The 16,005-nt window shown below is 66.3% G+C and carries 16 protein-coding genes; 15 read left to right on the plus strand and 1 reads right to left on the minus strand.

Features of this window, described 5'->3' with window-relative positions:
- The first annotated feature begins 1 nt into the window (after position 1).
- The 7 genes from I2488_RS13330 to I2488_RS13360 all read left to right on the plus strand — a co-directional run bounded on the left by I2488_RS13330 (position 2) and on the right by I2488_RS13360 (position 6,801).
- Positions 2–1,102 carry a flagellar basal body P-ring protein FlgI gene (locus I2488_RS13330; RefSeq protein WP_196276307.1) on the plus strand — a complete coding sequence of 367 codons (1,101 nt, stop codon included), beginning with the start codon at positions 2–4 and terminating at the stop codon, positions 1,100–1,102.
- Positions 1,099–1,413 (plus strand): flagellar biosynthesis protein FlgJ, encoded by a 315-nt coding sequence (locus I2488_RS13335; RefSeq protein ID WP_196276308.1) that lies wholly within the window; start codon positions 1,099–1,101, stop codon positions 1,411–1,413. The genes I2488_RS13330 and I2488_RS13335 overlap by 4 nt, the downstream gene beginning before the upstream one ends.
- A gap of 3 nt (positions 1,414–1,416) precedes the next feature.
- On the plus strand, positions 1,417–2,760 hold the full coding sequence (gene flgK / locus I2488_RS13340) for a flagellar hook-associated protein FlgK (protein WP_196276309.1): 1,344 nt from the start codon (positions 1,417–1,419) through the stop codon (positions 2,758–2,760).
- Positions 2,761–2,766: 6 nt separating this feature from the next.
- Positions 2,767–3,687 carry a flagellin N-terminal helical domain-containing protein gene (locus tag I2488_RS13345; protein WP_196276310.1) on the plus strand — a complete coding sequence of 307 codons (921 nt, stop codon included), beginning with the start codon at positions 2,767–2,769 and terminating at the stop codon, positions 3,685–3,687.
- A 28-nt stretch (positions 3,688–3,715) separates the two neighbouring features.
- Complete coding sequence (motA, locus tag I2488_RS13350; RefSeq protein ID WP_196276311.1) at positions 3,716–4,579, plus strand: flagellar motor stator protein MotA; 864 nt, start codon at positions 3,716–3,718, stop codon at positions 4,577–4,579.
- A gap of 3 nt (positions 4,580–4,582) precedes the next feature.
- The gene (locus I2488_RS13355; RefSeq protein ID WP_196276312.1) at positions 4,583–5,422 is read left to right on the plus strand and encodes a flagellar motor protein MotB; all 840 of its coding nucleotides are present in this window, start codon (positions 4,583–4,585) and stop codon (positions 5,420–5,422) included.
- A 146-nt stretch (positions 5,423–5,568) separates the two neighbouring features.
- Positions 5,569–6,801, plus strand: coding sequence for a S8 family serine peptidase (locus I2488_RS13360; RefSeq protein WP_196276313.1), 1,233 nt, complete (start codon positions 5,569–5,571; stop codon positions 6,799–6,801).
- Between the two features lie 148 nt (positions 6,802–6,949).
- On the opposite strand, the gene I2488_RS13365 is transcribed toward I2488_RS13360, so the two are convergent.
- On the minus strand, positions 6,950–7,759 hold the full coding sequence (locus I2488_RS13365; protein ID WP_196276314.1) for a flagellin N-terminal helical domain-containing protein: 810 nt from the start codon (positions 7,757–7,759) through the stop codon (positions 6,950–6,952).
- A 237-nt stretch (positions 7,760–7,996) separates the two neighbouring features.
- Here I2488_RS13365 and I2488_RS13370 point away from each other — a divergent pair, with 237 nt between their 5' ends.
- Genes I2488_RS13370 through I2488_RS13405 form a run of 8 tightly spaced genes read left to right on the plus strand, consistent with a single transcriptional unit; the run spans position 7,997 to position 15,983 of the window.
- Positions 7,997–9,250 (plus strand): sigma-54 interaction domain-containing protein, encoded by a 1,254-nt coding sequence (locus tag I2488_RS13370; RefSeq protein ID WP_196276315.1) that lies wholly within the window; start codon positions 7,997–7,999, stop codon positions 9,248–9,250.
- Positions 9,247–9,612, plus strand: coding sequence for a flagellar hook-basal body complex protein FliE (gene fliE / locus I2488_RS13375; protein ID WP_196276316.1), 366 nt, complete (start codon positions 9,247–9,249; stop codon positions 9,610–9,612). Before I2488_RS13370 ends, fliE begins: the two co-directional genes overlap by 4 nt.
- A 4-nt stretch (positions 9,613–9,616) precedes the next feature.
- Complete coding sequence (gene fliF / locus I2488_RS13380; protein WP_196276317.1) at positions 9,617–11,317, plus strand: flagellar basal-body MS-ring/collar protein FliF; 1,701 nt, start codon at positions 9,617–9,619, stop codon at positions 11,315–11,317.
- Entirely contained in the window at positions 11,314–12,333 is a 1,020-nt protein-coding gene (gene fliG / locus I2488_RS13385; RefSeq protein ID WP_196276318.1) for a flagellar motor switch protein FliG, read from the plus strand. Before fliF ends, fliG begins: the two co-directional genes overlap by 4 nt.
- Positions 12,326–12,940: a FliH/SctL family protein gene (locus I2488_RS13390; protein WP_196276319.1), complete on the plus strand. Its 615-nt coding sequence runs from the start codon at positions 12,326–12,328 to the stop codon at positions 12,938–12,940. The genes fliG and I2488_RS13390 overlap by 8 nt, the downstream gene beginning before the upstream one ends.
- Positions 12,940–14,271: a FliI/YscN family ATPase gene (locus I2488_RS13395; protein WP_196276450.1), complete on the plus strand. Its 1,332-nt coding sequence runs from the start codon at positions 12,940–12,942 to the stop codon at positions 14,269–14,271. Before I2488_RS13390 ends, I2488_RS13395 begins: the two co-directional genes overlap by 1 nt.
- Positions 14,268–14,699: a hypothetical protein gene (locus I2488_RS13400; RefSeq protein WP_196276320.1), complete on the plus strand. Its 432-nt coding sequence runs from the start codon at positions 14,268–14,270 to the stop codon at positions 14,697–14,699. The genes I2488_RS13395 and I2488_RS13400 overlap by 4 nt, the downstream gene beginning before the upstream one ends.
- Before the next feature lie 33 nt (positions 14,700–14,732).
- A complete protein-coding gene (locus I2488_RS13405) occupies positions 14,733–15,983 on the plus strand; it encodes a hypothetical protein (RefSeq protein ID WP_196276321.1) in 1,251 nt (416 codons plus the stop codon).
- Positions 15,984–16,005 lie beyond the last annotated feature (22 nt).

Raw genomic sequence — 16,005 nt, forward strand, 5'->3', positions numbered from 1 at the left:
AATGCTGGCCCGATTCATCCTTCCTGTTCTTGCAGCCTTCGTGGCGGCCCTGCCCGTGCCCGCCATGGCCGAGCGCGTGCGCGACCTTGGCGAGTTCCAGGGCGTGCGCGCCAACCAACTCACCGGCTATGGCGTGGTCGTCGGACTTGCCGGAACCGGCGACGACAATCTCGAATACCTGACGCAGGCGATGAAGGGCACCGCAGGACGCCTCGGCGTGCAGCTGCCCGCCGGGATCTCACCCGGTCTGAAGAATGCCGCCGCCGTGCTGGTTACCGCCGAACTCCCCGCCTTCGCCAAGCCGGGGCAGCGCATCGACGTCACCGTCTCGACCATCGGCAAGGCCAAGTCCCTGCGCGGCGGGGCGCTGATCCTTGCGCCGCTCTATGGCGCGGATGGCCAGATCTACGCGATGGCCCAAGGCAACCTTGCCGTCGGCGGCCTTGGCATCGCCGCGCGCGATGGCTCGCAGCTTACCGTCAACGTGCCGACCGTCGGCCGCATCGCGGAAGGCGCAAGCGTGGAACGCGCCGTCGCCACCGGGTTCGACAGCGGCGAAGTGCTGCGCTGGAACCTGTTCGACGCCGACTTCATGACCGCCCAGCGCGTGCGCGATGCGATCAACGCGCGCTTTCCGCAGTCGGCCACGATTGAAGACGGCGTAACCCTCGCCCTGCGTCTCCCCGCCGGGGCCGACAGCCGCGCGACCACGATGGCCGCGATCGAGATGCTCGACGTGACGCCGGCCGAGACCGCCGCGAAGGTGATCGTCAACAGCCGCACCGGCACAGTCGTGATCAACAGCGCGGTGCGCTTGTCACCCGCCGCGATCAGCCACGGCAAGCTGGTGGTGAAGATCGACGAGAAGCCGCAGGTCTCGCAGCCCGCGCCATTCAGCCGTGGCCAGACGGCAATTGTGCCCAACAGCCAGATCGCTGCCGAGGAGAAGGACGCCAAGGTCGCCCTGTTCAAGCCGGGCGCCTCGCTGTCCTCGCTGGTCGATGCGCTCAACAAGCTGGGCACCAGCCCTTCGGACCTCGTCGCGATCCTCGAAGCGCTCAAGCAGGCAGGTGCGCTCAAGGCGGAGATGGTGGTGATATGACCGCGCTTGTCCCGACAACTGCCGCCAACCTGTCGCTCTCGCCTAAGGCGCCGACCGAGCGAGAGAAGCTTTCGGGCGCGGCCAGGCAGTTCGAGGCGATCTTCGTCCGGCAGATGCTGGCCAGCGCCCGCTCGGTCGATTTCGGGGGCGACGAAGTGTTCGGCAAGATGGACCAGACCTTCGTGCAGATGCGCGACGAACGCTTTGCCGACATCGCCTCGCAAACCGGGGCGCTGGGCTTTGCCAGGCAGATCGAGAACCACCTGGCTGCGCTGCTTCCCAAGGAAAGTGTGCCGAAGGGAGGCGCATAAGCCATGGCATCCGATCTCCTCTCGATTGCCCGCAGCGGTGTGCAGGCCGCGCGCATCGGCCTCGATGTCACCGCGCAGAACATCGCCAACGCCTCGTCCACCGGCTATGTCCGCCGCTCCGCCGCGTTTCGCGAAGTCGCCTCGACCGGCGGCGCCTATCGCATTGGCGACCTTTCGCTTTCAGGCGTCCGGCTCGATGGCATCGTGCGCAATGCCGATGCCTTCCGCCAGGCCGAAGTGCGCCGCACCGGGTCTGACGTGGCGCGCGCGCAGGCCGAAGTTTCCGGCCTGCAGAACATTGAATCCGCCATCGAGCAGTCGGGCGTGTTCGACGCGATCGTCGGCTTTGAATCCTCGCTCCAGCAGCTGACCCAGAACCCGACCGACACGAGCTTGCGCGCCTCGGTGATCGAGAAGGCGCGGACCATGACCGGGACGTTCCAGATCGCCTCGCAGGAAATGGACGCCGCAGCCGACGGCCTGCGCTTTCTTGCCACCGATGGCGTGACGCAGGTCAACCGCATCGCCCAGGAACTGGCGCGGACCAACACCCGCCTGGCCCGCGCTTCGGATGCGAGCAGCGACAAGACCGCCCTCCTCGACCAGCGCGACAAGCTGCTCGAGGAATTGAGCGGTTATGCCAATATCGCGACCGACTTTTCCGCCGATGGACAGGTCGCCGTGAAGATCGGCGGGAGCGGCGGCGAGGATCTGGTGACCGGCAATGCCGCCGCGACAATGGCCATCGCCACATCTCCAACTGACGGCACCGTAAGCTACACTGTCGCAGGCAACGCGGTAACTCTCGCGGGCGGAACGCTGGCAGGACAGCAACTCGCGCTGGCCAAGGGGGCGCAGCTCAAGACCGATCTGGACACTCTTGCCGGCGACATCGTCGACACGTTCAACATGGCCCAGACCGGCGGCCGCGACCTCGATGGCGCGATGGGCGTGGCGATCTTTTCCGGCACCACCGCCGCAACGATGGCGCTGGCCGTCGAGGACGGGCGCAAGATTGCCACCGCCCCCGCAACCGCTACGACCCCAGGCAGCCGCGATGCCTCGAACCTGACAGCGATCCGCACCGCGCTGGCGGGGGTGAACCCCTCGGGCACCATGGACGCGATCCTGTTCGACGTTTCGGGCACGCTGGCCGGGCGCAACGTCACGCTCGGGGCGCTGCAGACGATTGCCGATACCGCCAAGGTCGCGCTGTCCGCGCAATCGGGCGTCGATCTCGATCAGGAAGCGGTCAACCTAGTAAGATTCCAGCAGGCCTTTCAGGCGTCCGGCAAGGTCATGCAGGTATCATCCGACATCTTCGACACCCTTCTGCAGATCAGGTAAGCGCAAATGAGCACGATCTTCGGCACATCGACCAGCGCCTTCTTCGAAAGGTCCCTGATGGACCTGACCGCCCTGCGCAAGCAGGCCGAAGAGACGCAGGCGGAAATGTCGACCGGGGAGCGCCTGCAGCGTTCGTCCGACGATCCGGTCGCCGCCTCGCGCCTGCGCCAACTCGCCCGGGCCGATGTGTTCGACGACATCGACACCGCCGCGACCAACCGCGCGACGACCGACCTGACGCTGACCGACAACGCGCTTTCGCAGTTCGCAAACTTCGTCACGCGCCTGCAGGAACTGACCACGCAAGCCGCCTCCTCGACCCTCAGCGCCAGCCAGCGTGCCGGGATCGGCGAGGAAGTGGCGCAGATCCGCGACAACCTCGTCGCGCTGGCCAATACGCGTGACGGCAATGGCAACGCCCTGTTCGGCGGGGAGAGCGCGAGCGATGCCTATACGCTCGATGCTGCGGGCAATGCGACCTATGCCGGCACCGCCGCAGCGGGAACGATCTCGCTGGGTGGAGGCCAGTCGGTCTCGCGCGGGGTGACCGGACCGGACTTTCTGCGCTTCCCGTCGGGGGGGGGCACGGTCGACCTGCTGGCCCTGACCAAGGCGCTGGCCGACGACCTCAAGGCCGGCACAGGCGGCGCGACGACAGCGCAGAATGCGCTCGGCGCGCTCGGCGACGGGCTCAACGCGATCACCACCGCCCAGACTGTCGTCGGTTCGCGCCTCAACTGGATCGATCTCAACACCGAGCGCCGCACCTCGCTTGCCGAAATGCGCACGAGCGAGAAAACCGAGGTGGGCGGCGCCGATCTCACAGAATCCATCGCACGCCTGCAGAACACCATGCTGGTGCTGCAGGCCAGCCAGGCGAGCTTTGCCAAGCTGGCCAACCTTTCGCTGTTCAGCGTGCTGAACTGAGCGCGCCAGCCCACCGGGGACCTGTTTCATGTTCGTGATCGTCGGCATCGTCATCCTGCTCGCCATGGTCTTTGGCGGCTTTGCCATTACCGGCGGCGCGCTTGGCCCGGTGATGCACGCCATTCCGCACGAAATGCTGATCATCGGCGGTGCGGCGCTGGGCGCGGTCGTCACCGGCAACTCGATGCACGAGCTGAAGGGCATCGGCGGCGGCTTCAAGAAGGTGTTCAAGGGGCCGCAGCATTCCAAGCAGGACCACGTCGACGCCATCGTGCTGTGCACCAAGCTGATGAAGATCCTGCGCAGCGACGGCCCGGTGGCGCTGGAAAGCCATGTCACCGATCCCAAGAACTCGCCGATCTTTGCCGAATACCCCAAGCTGCTGGCCAACCATGCGCTGACATCGCTGATATGTGACACGCTGACGCTGATCGTGGTGTCCTCGGGCACGCTGGAAGTCCACGCCGTCGAGGATGTGATGGATCACGCGATGAAAACGCATTTCCACGAAGCAGCCGAAGCCCAGCACGCGCTGCAGGGGCTGGCCGATGCCCTGCCCGCGCTCGGCATCGTCGCGGCGGTGCTTGGCGTGGTCAAGACGATGGGGTCGATCGACAAGCCGCCTTCGATCCTCGGTGCGATGATCGGCTCGGCGCTGGTCGGCACCTTCATGGGCGTGCTGCTCGCCTACGGCATCGTTGCGCCGATTGCCGGCCGCCTCAAGCAGGTGCTCGATCAGGACGAGATGATCTTCCAGGCGGTCAAGCAGGTGATCATCGCCAGCCTGCATGGCTGGCCGCAGCCGCTGGTCGTCGAGAGCGCGCGGTCAGGCCTCGGCCATGCGTTTCGTCCCGGCCTTTCGGAACTCCTCGACGCCTTGCGCGGTAGATAAGCGATGGCCAAGGCACCGGCCAAGGGCAAGAACGAGCCGCCCAAACCTATCATCGTCAAGAAAATCACGGTCGTTGCCGGTGGTCACCACGGCGGCGCGTGGAAGGTTGCCTATGCCGACTTCGTGACCGCGATGATGGCATTCTTCCTGCTGATGTGGCTGCTCGGCGCGACCACCGAAAAGCAGCGCAAGGGCATCGCCGACTATTTCACGCCGACGCTGGTCAAGGTCAGGCAGGGCAGCGCAGGCGGCTATGGCGTGCTCGGCGGCTCCTCGCTGACCGACGCCGACGACTACCCGCACCGTGCCGGGCAGACCGGCAACAAGACCATCTCGATCCCGCGCGACGCGACCGGCGGCCCCAAGGAAGGCGGCAGCAAGATCAAGCGTTCGCAGGTGATGAAGGAGCGCATCGCCCAGAAGCTTGCCCAGTCGGAAAAGCTCAGGAAGCTCGCGCGGCAGGTGCGCATGACCGAGACTGCCGACGGCATCCGGCTCGATCTGGTCGACGATGCCGACTTCTCGATGTTCCTGCTGGGCACCACGGTCCTGACCCCCGACGCCGCCGAACTGCTGCGTGCGATCGGGCAGGCCATAGCCCCGGACCCGACGCAGCTCACCATCCGCGGGCACACGGACTCATTGCCGTGGAAGAATGGCGTGGCCAACAACTGGTCACTGTCGGCCGGTCGCGCCGAGACGACGCGACAGACCCTGATGCGCCAGGGCATCGCCGAAGCGCGCTTCCGTCGGATCGAGGGCGTGGCCGACCGGGAGCCACTGGTGCAGAACAACCCGGCTGATCCGCGCAATCGCCGCATGTCGATTTTGCTTAGTGACTGATTAACTAAAGAACTGTGACGTTCTTGAACTTTGGATGAAAAGTTACGGTTGCGTCTGCAACGAGTTGGATGCAGTTTCCCGTCATTGCGGTGGTGCACCGGGCCTTGCGCCCGTGACCGCGTACAACGACAGGGAGCGAAAATTCGATGAAGAAGATTGCAGCAATGGCGACGGTGTCTGCCTTGGCACTGGCCGGAATGGTTTTTGCAGCCGCAGGCGGCAACAAGAACGCAACCTCCAGCGCAGTCGTTCTTCCGGTTGGCAGCACTGCCACGGCGCCCGCATCCGCGCAGCCGACCACTGCGGCTGCAGTCGGCTCGGTCATTGCCGACAGCTGGATCTGCGTGTTCCGCGCCGGTGCAGTCGCCCGTGGTTCCGAACAGGCAGAAGCCAACCGCGTCGCCAGCCAGGCGGGCGGAAACGTCGGCCATGTCTATACCTCCGCGCTGCAGGGCTTCTCGATCCACGCCAAGGCCGCCAGCGCCGCCGCAATCGCCGCGCGCAATCCCAACATCGCCAAGTGCGAAGCCGACCAGATTGCCACCGTCATCGATCCGGTCAATTCGCTTGCCAGCCCGGGCGGCAACGTCAGCGCTTCGGCTACCGAGACCACGCCGCCGGGCATCATCCGCGTCGGCGGCGGCAACGCTTCCTATGCAATTTCCGGCCGCGCCTTCGTGATCGACACCGGCATCGACCTGACCCACCCCGACCTCAATGTCGACAAGGCCAGCAGCAAGAACTTCGTGCCGCGTGACAAGTCGGCCAACGACCTCAATGGCCACGGCAGCCACGTTGCTGGCACCATTGCCGCCAAGATCAACGGTTCGGGCGTGGTCGGCGTGGCACCGGGCGCGACGCTGGTTGCGGTCCGCGTGCTCGACCGTCGCGGCAGCGGCGCCTATGCGGACGTGATCGCTGGCGTGGATTACGTCGCCAAAATCGGCAAGCCGGGCGACGTTGCCAACATGAGCCTTGGTGGCCCGGTTTCGACCACGCTCGATCAGGCTGTGATCAATGCCTCCACCAACAGCGGGGTGGTCTTTGCACTGGCAGCTGGCAACGACGGCGAGGACGCCAACCTGCACTCGCCAGCACGCGCCAACGGTCCGAACATCTACACGGTTGCCGCGGTCAACAGCAGCGACACCTTCGCCAGCTTCTCCAACTACTCGGCGCTCGGCTCGCCGGTCGACTTCGCAGAACCCGGCGTGTCGATCCTGTCGACCTGGATGAACGGTGGCTACAACACCATCTCAGGCACCTCGATGGCGACTCCGCACCTTGCCGGTCTGGTCCTGATCGGGGGTCCGCGCAACGACGGCCGGACTTCGACTGCCGCCGCCAACGGCGTGAGCTTCCCGATCGGCGTGAAGTAAAAGCCACAGTATCGTTAACCAATGAAAGGGCGGCCCCGATCGGGAGCCGCCCTTTCTGCATTACCGGAGAACGCACGAAGGCCCGGCGACCCGCCAAAGGATCGCCGGGCTCGTGATCACGCCTGGTGGAGACAGGCGTATGTCATGCTTAGCGCAGCAGCGAGAGGACGTTCTGCTGGCTCTGGTTGGCCTGGGCGATCATCGCGGTCGAAGCCTGCGAAAGGATCTGGGCCTTGGCCATCTGCGTGGTTTCCGCCGAGTAGTCGGTATCCTGAATACGCGAACGGGCGTCCGACAGGTTGGTGATGTTGTCGTTGAGGTTGTTCACCACCGATTCCAGACGGTTCTGGCCGGCACCGAAAGTCGCACGGGCAGCGTTCACTTCACCCAGAGCGGTATCGACGTCGTCGATGGTGGTGCCTGCGTTGGTGCCGTCGGTGCCGCTGACGTCGAAGGCGACCGTGTTGATCTGCTTCGAGGTGATCGTCACCGTGGTCGCGGTTTCCGAGCCGACCTGGATGTCGAAGGTCTTGTCGGCGGTGCTGTCGAACACGGTGTTGCCGTTGAACTTGGTGTCGGAAAGAACGGCGTTGATCTGGTCCGTCAGTTCCTGGACTTCCGTGTTCATGTAGTCGCGGTCGGATTCCTGATAGGTCGCCGACTTGGCCTGAACTGCCAACTCGCGGACGCGCTGCATCATGTTGGTGACTTCGCTCAGCGCACCTTCAGCCGTCTGAGCGAGTGAGATGCCGTCGTTGGCATTGCGCACGCCTTGGGCCATGCCCTTGATCTGCGAGGTCATGGTCGTGGCAATGGCCAGACCTGCCGCGTCGTCCTTGGCGCCGTTGATGCGCTTGCCGGTCGACAGGCGTTCCATCGCCGTGCCGAGCATCTTGCTCGCCGAGGTCGACGAGTTAGCAGCCTTGATGGCGCTGATGTTGGTATTGATAACCGCCATTTTCCATTCTCCGGTAGGTGGTGTGTCGTTCCCGAAAGGACCGCCGGGTCAGAGGATCGACACGGCTGTCGGGACTAAGACCGGCAAATGGCAGCCGGTTTTAAGTTGCCGCCCGGCAAAAGAATGCCGCCCATAGGTACTGGCCCTTAGGGTTACCCGCCCCCTTAAAGTTTCAACCTGTTTGTCGGTCCCGCGCGAAAGAAGGGACCAGACAGGATGGTTAACAGGGGTCTTGAGATGATTCGCGATTGCGGGGCACTGCAGTTCACGGAAGCAGCGGCGAAAGCCCACGCGGCGCTGGTCCAGCGCGCGGCCTCGGTGCTTTCGAGCTACGGCGCTGACGGACAGTCCATGCTGGCCGACGCCTTCGAGAACGCGAAGATGCCGCCGCGCAAGCAGGTGGTGCTGCTGGAGCGGTCGCCCGTTCCTGCGATCGAACGGCAGAGCGGCAGCCGCACTGCGACCGTGCGCTATGGCGACGGCGCGGGCGAAGCTGCCCTGGCCGCCGTGCTCGCCTGCGCGGCAAAGCCCGGTGCGCCGATTGCCGCCGATCCTGAGAGCCTGTCTGTCCTGGCCTTGGCCGAACGCATCGCCGCCACCGACATCCCTGTCCTGATCAACGGCCCGACCGGCACCGGCAAGGAAGTGCTGAGCCGCTTCATCCACGAACATTCGGCCCGCGCCGACAAGCCCTTCGTGGCGATCAACTGCGCCGCCATGCCCGAAGCCATGCTCGAGGCCCTGCTGTTCGGCCATCAGAAGGGCGCATTCACCGGCGCCAACGCCGCCAGCGAAGGGTTCTTCCGCGCGGCTGACGGCGGCACCCTGCTGCTCGACGAGATTGCCGAGATGCCGCTTGCGCTTCAGGCCAAGCTGCTGCGCGCGCTGCAGGAGGGCGAAGTGGTGCCGCTGGGCGCGACGCAGCCGGTGAAGGTGGACGTGCGGGTCATTGCCTGTGCCAACCGCGATCTGCCGCTCGAGGTTGAGGAAGGCCGCTTCCGCGCCGACCTGTACTATCGCCTCAACGTCTTCCCCCTCACCCTGCGCGCACTGTGCGAGCGTCCCGACGACATCGCTCCCCTCGCCTTCGCCATGGCCCTGCGTCACTCGCCGAACTGCCCTTGGGTCTCCGACGATGCCCTGACGTTGCTCGCGTCGCATTCCTGGCCGGGCAACGTGCGCGAGCTGGAGAACGTCATGCGCCGTGCACTGGTGCTGGCAGGCAATACTGCGGTGATCGAACCTGCGCACATCGTGTTCGACCGCCCTGCCCGCCTGATCAACGAACCGGTTGCCGCTCCTGCCTCGGGGGATGCAAAGCTCTCGAACATCGTGCAGATGTCCGAAGCGCGGGCGATCCTTTCGACGCTCGAGGCCTGCAACGGCAGCCGCGTTGCCGCCGCCCGCCAGCTCGGCATTTCGGAGCGCACCCTGCGCTATCGCCTCGCCAGCTTCCGTGAGGCCGGGATTGCCGTAGGTGGCAGGCGATGAGCGTCTCCGGCATCGGCGGCCGGGCTTCCGGCATCCAGGACATCATGGCCCTGCGCCAGCAGATCATGGAGCGCTCGCAGCTGCTCCAGCAGGTCAAGTCGCCCGAGGCGACGCAAGCGCCGCAAGGCAGCAGCGGCCCGGCAGGAAGCTTCACCGACAGCCTGAAAGGCGCGCTCGATAGCGTCAGCGCGGCCCAGCAGAAGTCCAGCGCGATCACCGAAGCCTATGAAAAGGGCGAAGTCGTCGATGTCGCCAAGGTCATGCTGGCGCGGCAGGAGGCGGGCGTGGCGTTCGAAGCGACGCTGCAGGTCCGCAACAAGCTGCTGACCGCCTACCAGGACATCATGCGGATGGGAGTGTGATTGAATGGCTGACCTCGTTCCGGCCCCCGCACCTTTGACCTTCGGCGTCCTGACCGACCCCGCCGCCGGAAGCTTCGGCACGCGGGCCAAGGCGTTTCTGGCGCAGCCCCCGGTGCGGCGCACGCTGCCATGGTTTGCAGGCGTTTCCGCTGCGGGCCTGACCGCCGTGCTATGGCTGACGATGGCCCCTGCGCCGCAGCGCATGCTCTACAGCCAGCTTTCGGACAGCGAACGCGCCGAAGTTATCGCCAGCCTCGACAAGGCTTCCATCCCCTACCAGATCGACAACGCCACCGGTGCGATCACGGTGGGCGAGGACGACCTCTACAAGGCGCGCATGGCCGCCGCCTCGGACGGCGCGATCGCCACGCCGGAAACCGGCACGCAGATGCTCGACAAGCTGCCGATGGGCGCGAGCCGGGGACTTGAAGGCCAGCGCCTGCAGGCCGCGCGCGAGCGTGAGCTGGAACTGACGGTGATGGAGATCGACGGGGTCGAGGCCGTGCGGGTCCATCTCGCCGAGCCGGAGAAATCGGTGTTCGTGCGCGAGAACGTGCCGCCATCGGCCTCGGTCATGGTAAAGCTGAAGCGCGGGCGGCAGCTTTCGGAAAGCCAGGTGCGCGCCATCGTCAACCTCGTGGCCGGTTCGGTGCCGGGGCTTTCCATCGATGCGGTGCGTGTGGTCGACCAGCATGGCGCGCTGCTTTCCGATCCCTCCGGCCCCGATGGCGACAGGCTCGAACTGCAGCAGCGCATGGAAGAGAAATTGCGCCAGCAGGTGGCGCAACTGCTGACGCCGATGCTGGGCGAAGGCAATTTCTCGTCGGAGATCCAGCTCGATCTCGACATGGATCAGGTGACCTCGGCCCGCGAAAGCTATGACAAGCAGGGCGTCGTCCGGCAGGAAACGCAAAGCGCCTCGCAACAGACCGGCGCGGCAACCGCGCAAGGCGTGCCGGGCGTTACCGCCAACACCCCGCCGCCTGCGACGACAGCCCAGCCGGGGGCACCGCAAGGCACGCCAACTGCTGCAGCCACACCCGGCGCTAACGGGGAATCCAGCTCCTCGCGCACTTACGAGCTCGGCCGCGAGGTTGCCGTATCGAACCAGACGCCGGGCAAGATCAAGCGCCTGTCCGTAGCGGTTGCGCTTAGCGCCGAGACCATGGCCAAGGCCAAGCCGCAGGACATCGAACAGATCAAGCAACTCGTCAGCGCCGCAGTCGGCGCCGACCCGGCCCGTGGCGATCAGGTTGCCGTGGCCGTGCGCGCGTTCAAGCCCGCCGACGTTGCACCCGCACCGTTCTGGGAAACGCCGTGGTTCGCGACGATCCTGCGCAATGCCGTGGCGCTGATCGCGGTCCTGCTGGTGCTGCTGCTGGGCGTACGCCCGCTGATCAAGACGCTGAAGAAGGAGCCAGCTGCGGAGCCGGAGGGCAAGCCTCTGAAAAAGCGCAAGAAGGGTGAAGAGGCGGACTACGAGGACGACGAAGTCGGCGACGACACCGCCGAAACCGTCACGGCCGAGGAAGTTGCCCAGGCCATCCAGCCTGCGCAGAACCCCGAAACCGGCGTTGTCGACGCCGAAGCGCTCGCCCGGCAGGTCAGCCTCGCGCAGCGGCTTGTCGTCGAAAAGCCCGACAGCGCGGTGGTTGCGCTCAAGCAGATGCTGAAAGAGCCTGAAGAGGAAGGTGCCAGCGCATGAGCGACCTGATGGAAGCCCCGGCCATCTCCGATCCCGAACGCGCGGCGGTGATGGTCATGCTGCTGGAAGACGATCAGGCTGCGCAGATCCTGGCGCAACTCGAACCGGCGGAACTGCGCCTGCTTGGCGAAAAGATGTGCGCGCTGGGCGAGATCGGCCCGGTGGCCATTGCCCAGGCCATTGCCGGGTTCGTCGAGAAGACCGAACGACTTGGCCTGATCGCGCACGATCGCGTGGGGCAAGTGCGCTCGCTGATGACGCGGGCGGTGGGCGAAGTGAAGGCCGACAGCCTGATGCAGCGCATCCTGCCCGACGATCCTGCACGCACGCCCAGCATCGAACTCGCCAAGTGGCTGACGCCGCAGGTGATCGTGCCGCTGATCCGCGACGAACACCCGCAGGCGATCGCCGTGCTGCTGGTCCAGCTTGATCCGGAAGTGGCCGCCTCCGTGCTCCACGGCCTCCCGGATGAGGTGCAGCCGCAGGTCGTGCAGCGCATCGCCACGCTCGGCCCGGTTGCGCCCGAGGCGATCGCCATGCTCGAGGAGATGCTGCACCAGCGCATCGGCGAGCGGCACGGGTCCAGCGCCTTTACGATGGGCGGCCCGCGCGAGGCGGCCGACATCATCAACGCCTCGGTCCGTGCTGTCGAAAAGCGCGTCATGCCCGAAATCGCCAAGCAGGACCGCCAGCTTGCCAAGGCCATCGAGAACGAGATGTTCAAGTTCGAACACCTCTTCGCGCTCGACGACAAGTCGATGGGCGCGCTGCTGCGCGAGGTCGACAGCGATGCCCTGATCGCCGCGCTCAAGGGCATTCCCGAGGAGCAGCGCGAGGTGTTCTTCCGCGCCATGTCGGCGCGCGCTGCCGATGGCGTGCGCGACGAGATTGCCGCGCGTGGACGCATGAAGATGGCCGAAGTGATCGAAGCGCAGAAGGCCATGGTCACCGCCGCCCGCCGCCTCTCGGCAGAGGGCGTGATCGTGTTCGGCGCGGGCGACGACGACTATGTCTGATGGCCTGCGCGCGATCTCGCTGGCGGACTTGGGGCAAGTCCCCACAGGTTTTGCGCGCGACCGCCGCTTCTTCCGCGAATTCTCCGCACCCGAGCCGGAGCCGGTCGTGGTCCCGGTGGAGGACGAACCCGAACCGCACGATCCGGTCGCCGAGGCCTGGGCCGATGGCTATGCCAAGGGCCTGGGCGAGGCGCAGGAAGCCGCTGCACAGCTCATTGCCGAGCAGGAAGCATCGCGTCAGAAGATCGAATTCGCGCTGGGCAAGCTCGATGCAGCCATGCAGACGGAGTTGCAGGACCGTTTGCGCGAAACCGTGATCGCCCTGTGCGAAGCGGCGATTGCCCCTGCCGCGCTCGATCCCGATGGGCTGACCCGACGCGTCGAAGTGGCCGCCGCCATGCTCGCGCGGGCCGAGGACCAGCGCGTAATCCGGCTCCACCCCGAAGACCTTGCCCTGATCGCCGCGCGCCTGCCCGAGGACTGGCACTTCGAACCTGACGCCTCGCTCGGACGCGGCGCGCTGCGCGTCGAAGGCGCGACCGGCGGGGTCGAGGATGGCCCCGAGCAGTGGCGCCGCGCCATCAACGAGGCGCTCCGCCAATGCTGATGGGGCCGACCTTTTCCGCGCTGGACCGGGCGCTCGATTCCCTTGCCCTGTGCGAACCCGATTTCACGCCCGCACGCTATGGACTTCTGGCCGCATGCGACGGCGGAATGCTCGAGGTTTCGGGCCTGTCCGTCCCCATCGGCACGCAATGCCGCATCGCCCACGGCGCAGGCTCACTGACGGCGGAGACCATCGGCTTTCGCAACGGGCGTACGTTGATGATGCTGCTCGGCGATCCGGTGCTGCTGCGGCCCGGTGCCAAGGTCCGTCCGGAAGGCCGCCCCGGCATGGTGCCGGTGGGGGAAGCACTCCTTGGCCGCGCTATCGATGGCGAGGGCAAGCCCATCGACGGCATGGGTCCTATCCACAATCGCCGGGAATGGCCTGCAGGTGGCGTGCGTGCCGCCGCGCTCGATCGTTCGCCGGTGCGCGAGAGCTTCGATACCGGTGTGCGCGCTCTCAATGCACTGACCACCTTCGGCATCGGCCAGCGTATAGGCATCATGGCGGGCTCGGGCGTCGGCAAGTCGGTCCTGCTCGACATGATCGCGCATGGTGCCGAGGCCGAGATCGTCATCGTCGGCCTGATCGGCGAGCGGGCGCGCGAAGTCTCGGACTTTGTCGAACGGCACATGCAGGGATCCAAGCGCGAGCGCTCGGTCATCGTTGCGGTGCCCGCAGACCATGCCCCCAATTTGCGCATTCGGGGCGCGATGATGGCCACCGCGATGGCCGAATACTTCCGCGCGCAAGGCAAGCGCGTGCTGCTGATCATGGACAGCCTGACCCGCGTCGCCCACGCCGGACGCGAGATTGCCCTGCTGCTCGGCGAACCAGGCGCCGCGCGCGGCTATCCGCCCTCGGCACTCGCCACGATCACCAAGCTGGTCGAGCGTGCGGGCAATTCGGCGGAAAGCGGCGGATCGGTGACCGGACTCTACACAGTCCTTGCCGATGGCGACAACCAGGACGATCCGGTGGTCGATACCGCACGTTCGATCCTCGATGGGCACATCGTGCTCTCGCGCGATCTGGCGCAACGGGGGCAATATCCCGCGATCGACATCGCCGCCTCGCTAAGCCGCGTGATGAATGACATCACCGCGCCCGAACATCAGCGCGCTGCCCGCACCTTCCGCGCGCTCGTGGCAAGTTACGAGGCCAACCGCGATCTCGTGCTGATGGGCGCCTATCGCAGCGGAGCCGATCCCCAGCTCGATCGCGCCATCGCCATGCACGAGGTGCTGACCGGGTTCATCAGCCAGCCGCAGCGTGAAATCGTGTCGATGCCGCAAAGCGTTGCCGCGCTGACCCAGTTGATGGGCGCATGAAGGCAGAACGGGAGCGCCTGGCGCGCCTGAGGCGGCTCGAGCGCATCCGCGACATCGCCCGCCAGACCGCGCTCGCCGAAGCGGGCAAGGCCGAGGGCACGCTGGCGCAGTTGCAGGGGCTGGTTGAACGGACCCAGCGACTGTCGGAGGAATATGCCGCGCGCACCGATCCCCGCGATGCGCACGGCTTGCAGCAACTGCGGCATTTCGTGGCAGGGCTTGATCGCATCACCACCGGCACCCGCGCCGATGCCGATGCCGCGCGCAAGATCGCCGATGCCAAGGCGCAGGAAGCTGCCGCCGCCGAGCGTCGCCGCGCTGCCGTGGAAGAGCGTGCCGAGGCGCAGGAGCGCCTGATCGCGCGCAAGGTAGCATCCGCAACAACACCTACCACCGGCAAAAGGCAATCTGGCACGGGTCTTGAATAATCACGGTTAACGCACCGCCACGGAGCCTGACTGATGATCGACCTTGCCGCCCTTTCCCTGCCCACTGCCGCCCCAGGCCTGATGGCTGCACCGCTGCAGAATGGCGGAAATGCGGCGGAAGCGGCGGAAAGTGCTGCTGTCTCCCCCGGCATAGCCTTCGATGCCCTCCTCGCCCTGCAGATCGCACCGGCAGAACCGGCAGACGCGCCTTTGCCGGAATGCGGCAAGATCTTGCCGGATCCGGCAAAGCTGCTTGCCGCCTTGCCGCCAGTGCGCGTGGCAGATGTGCAGGCACGGCCGCAGCCGGCCAAGGCAGCTGCCAAGTCGGAGGCCCCCGACGAAGAGTTCGAGAACGCCCCGGAACTGCGCGATGCAGCCCTTCCTGACCCTGCCCTGATCGCAGCACTGTTCGCCGCTCCGGATCGCCCGGTTCCGACCGATACTGCGGATGCCGGGACTTCCCCCGAAGCACCCCGCGCCACCCATGCGCCCGCGGCATCGGCACCAGCTGCACCGCAATCGCCCGCTCACGCCGCCATCGCGCTGGCCCGCACCGCCCAGATCGAGCTTGCGCCCGCCAGCGAAGGCGCAGCCGTAGCCTCGCAGCCCGAAGCGGCCGCCGCCGTGCCGACCGCGCAGATCATGGCCGCACGGCAGGTTCGCCAGAGCAAGCAGACGGGCGCGGCCAATGCCGAGTTGCCCGAACCGGCAGCCCGGCCCGCGCCAGCCGGCGATCCAAAGCAACTGGCCGACCGTGAAATTGCCGAAATGCCGCGCGTCGAAGCGCCGAGCACCACGACCATGCTGGCGGATCGCTCGATTGCGACCCCCGACACTTCAGCGCCAGCACCGCTCCGCCACGAGGCCCGCTCCGAACGCATCGATTTTGCAACGTTGGTCGATACGCTTGCCCGCGCCCGCGAAGAGGCTTCGCCACGCGCGATCACCGCCTCGGTCAACCACGCCGAGTTTGGCCGCGTCTCACTCCGCTTCGATCACGACGAGGATCGCGGCATGTCGGTGGCGATGAGCAGCGCCGATCCCGGTTTTGCCCGCGCCGTCAGCGCCACGACTGAAGCAGCGCGTACCCCGACCGAAAGCACCGGCCAGAACCCGCAAGGCCAGCCACAGGCTCAGGCTCAGGCCGGACAGGGCGAAAGCCAACGCCAGCAGCCTCGCCAGGCGGAGCACACTCCTACCCGTCCCTTCGCAAACAGCGGCTCGCCCTTGCGCGATGACGAAGCCCCCCGTCCCCGCACCGACGATCGCGGCATCTACGCCTGATCCTGACCCCCAATCCCTGAGA

Source organism: Novosphingobium jiangmenense (assembly GCF_015694345.1).
GTDB lineage: Bacteria > Pseudomonadota > Alphaproteobacteria > Sphingomonadales > Sphingomonadaceae > Novosphingobium > Novosphingobium jiangmenense.

Excerpts from the sequence above, each read along its gene's own strand:
- I2488_RS13330 (WP_196276307.1), top strand. The coding sequence starts at position 2 with ATGCTGGCCCGATTCATCCTTCCTGTTCTTGCAGCCTTCGTGGCGGCC.
- I2488_RS13335 (WP_196276308.1), top strand. The coding sequence starts at position 1,099 with ATGACCGCGCTTGTCCCGACAACTGCCGCCAACCTGTCGCTCTCGCCT.
- flgK (WP_196276309.1), top strand. The coding sequence starts at position 1,417 with ATGGCATCCGATCTCCTCTCGATTGCCCGCAGCGGTGTGCAGGCCGCG.
- I2488_RS13345 (WP_196276310.1), top strand. The coding sequence starts at position 2,767 with ATGAGCACGATCTTCGGCACATCGACCAGCGCCTTCTTCGAAAGGTCC.
- motA (WP_196276311.1), top strand. The coding sequence starts at position 3,716 with ATGTTCGTGATCGTCGGCATCGTCATCCTGCTCGCCATGGTCTTTGGC.
- I2488_RS13355 (WP_196276312.1), top strand. The coding sequence starts at position 4,583 with ATGGCCAAGGCACCGGCCAAGGGCAAGAACGAGCCGCCCAAACCTATC.
- I2488_RS13360 (WP_196276313.1), top strand. The coding sequence starts at position 5,569 with ATGAAGAAGATTGCAGCAATGGCGACGGTGTCTGCCTTGGCACTGGCC.
- I2488_RS13365 (WP_196276314.1), bottom strand. The coding sequence starts at position 7,759 with ATGGCGGTTATCAATACCAACATCAGCGCCATCAAGGCTGCTAACTCG.
- I2488_RS13370 (WP_196276315.1), top strand. The coding sequence starts at position 7,997 with ATGATTCGCGATTGCGGGGCACTGCAGTTCACGGAAGCAGCGGCGAAA.
- fliE (WP_196276316.1), top strand. The coding sequence starts at position 9,247 with ATGAGCGTCTCCGGCATCGGCGGCCGGGCTTCCGGCATCCAGGACATC.
- fliF (WP_196276317.1), top strand. The coding sequence starts at position 9,617 with ATGGCTGACCTCGTTCCGGCCCCCGCACCTTTGACCTTCGGCGTCCTG.
- fliG (WP_196276318.1), top strand. The coding sequence starts at position 11,314 with ATGAGCGACCTGATGGAAGCCCCGGCCATCTCCGATCCCGAACGCGCG.
- I2488_RS13390 (WP_196276319.1), top strand. The coding sequence starts at position 12,326 with ATGTCTGATGGCCTGCGCGCGATCTCGCTGGCGGACTTGGGGCAAGTC.
- I2488_RS13395 (WP_196276450.1), top strand. The coding sequence starts at position 12,940 with ATGGGGCCGACCTTTTCCGCGCTGGACCGGGCGCTCGATTCCCTTGCC.
- I2488_RS13400 (WP_196276320.1), top strand. The coding sequence starts at position 14,268 with ATGAAGGCAGAACGGGAGCGCCTGGCGCGCCTGAGGCGGCTCGAGCGC.
- I2488_RS13405 (WP_196276321.1), top strand. The coding sequence starts at position 14,733 with ATGATCGACCTTGCCGCCCTTTCCCTGCCCACTGCCGCCCCAGGCCTG.